General features: G+C 46.3%; 3 protein-coding genes. 1 reads left to right on the top strand and 2 read right to left on the bottom strand.

Features of this window, described 5'->3' with window-relative positions:
• A partial coding sequence (locus R7E47_RS24160) for a GGDEF domain-containing protein (protein WP_318085188.1) occupies window positions 1-950 on the top strand: 950 nt, incomplete at its 5' end.
• Between the two features lie 19 nt (window positions 951-969).
• Here the strand turns inward: R7E47_RS24160 and R7E47_RS24155 are convergent.
• Window positions 970-1251: a hypothetical protein gene (locus R7E47_RS24155; RefSeq protein WP_005464981.1), complete on the bottom strand. Its 282-nt coding sequence runs from the start codon at window positions 1249-1251 to the stop codon at window positions 970-972.
• Window positions 1252-1421: 170 nt separating this feature from the next.
• Window positions 1422-1706 (bottom strand): pyrimidine/purine nucleoside phosphorylase, encoded by a 285-nt coding sequence (locus R7E47_RS24150; RefSeq protein ID WP_318085186.1) that lies wholly within the window; start codon window positions 1704-1706, stop codon window positions 1422-1424.
• Window positions 1707-1764 lie beyond the last annotated feature (58 nt).

Raw genomic sequence — 1764 nt, 5'->3', positions numbered from 1 at the left:
TACAAAGGCATCACAAATATGCCGATTTACTGCTCAGCGCCGTCATCATGTTTGAGGGGTCATTACTGCTTCTTTTTAATGATGCGCCCTCCGGAAAGTTATTGTGGCTCTACCCCATCGTCGCAACCATCATTTTGATTAACGAGTTCAAAGTCGGTTTACTCTTTAGCGCTACCTACATTATTTTGGTTTTCTTTGGCATTACGTTTTTAGACGGCTTACCTGCCACTGGCGATATGATCGAACGCCGATTCATGTTCACCTTGATAGCCATCAGTTTTGTCTGCCATACCTTCTCCTACTACTACGCAAAAGTCGTCAGCTACATTCAAACCCTTTACCGAGAAGGGATTGAGGAGTTGGCCTACCTAGACCAACTGACGGGCTTAGCGAATCGTTGGAGCTTTGAAACGTGGGCCAGAGCAAAACTGCACGACATTGACCACTCAGACGAACGCAGTGTCACTGCGTTGGTTTTTCTCGATATCGACAATTTTAAGTACATCAACGACACCTATGGCCACGATGTTGGCGACCAAGTGTTGAAAGCATTTGCAACTCGATTGAAGAAAAGCCTTCGCAACAGCGACCGAAAAACCGATAAACATGACTACTCCATTGCGCGCTTTGCAGGCGATGAGTTCGTGTTAATGCTTTACGATGTGCGCAGTAAACAAGACCTAGATGGCATTTTGGATCGCATCGTTAATTTGTTCCCAAAGGGATATCAAAACTACGATACCTATAATGAGCTGACGATGAGCGTAGGAGCCGCAATCTATAAACAAGACGCCAACGATTTATCAGAGCTTACCCGCTGCGCAGACAAAGCGATGTATGCCGCGAAACACACGGGTAAAAATCAGTACGCGTTTTACGAACATTGTTCTCATGCTGGTGAGCTGCGCAAAAAACAAGAATCAATGCTTGAGATGACAGAGGCGTGCTAAGCCTCTGTGAGTTGCCCGATTATGCAAAAAAGTGCATCGCCCACAACCCAAGCGCTAAAAACACGATCAACCAGAAGGCTTGACGCGCCCGGCTTGGTTTTCCTTGTTGTGGGGCAATCACTGGCTTAAAAGCTCGCTCCTTCATTTTTCCGACCAAGCTTTTTTCTATCGCCTGTTTGTAAAACTTGCGTCTTTTGTGCGCCGCGTTCGCTACTTCAGTAAAGCGGTGTCGCTGTTCATTCGTTAAATCGCTCGCTTCGTAGCGAGGAGGGAGATCAGAATGCTTGCGTTGTACTGCCATCACTTCCTCCTTGGTTGATGGGTGTACTTATACTAAGTATATACACAGTTGCGCATAAATAGCGCCAAGATACCGAATTCTAAGCGATATCTCGTGCGCCAGTTCAAGGAAATTACGCAACTAAAAAAGCCACCCGAAGGTGGCTTAAAGCAATTCAGCAGCTGTACCGATTATAGGTAGTCGCACAAGGAAGCCGTTGCGTCTTTCACTTGCAGCTCAAATGATGAGTTACCTTCAACATCAAACGACTCACCGCTGCTGTAGGTTGTCCAATCGGCTTCACCTACGCGTTTCACCACGAGAGCACCTTTAACGACTGTCATGCGCTCAGGAGCCTGCGTACCAAATGTGTACTCGCCCGGAAGCATCACACCGACACTAACATCCTGTCCGTGCTGGTTAAAACCTAGTGACTTTACACCGCCTGCAAAATAGCTATTTTCCTTAATATTCATTATTGGTTTCCTTATCAAAAGTCCGCTCTTTTTTACCCTGTTTTTTTCTGCGACTCAA

Source organism: Vibrio sp. Vb1026, from assembly GCF_033338745.1.
Taxonomy (GTDB): Bacteria; Pseudomonadota; Gammaproteobacteria; order Enterobacterales; family Vibrionaceae; genus Vibrio; species Vibrio alginolyticus.
Note: the sequence above shows the minus strand (reverse complement) of the source record. Positions and strands in the feature narration are given on the sequence as shown.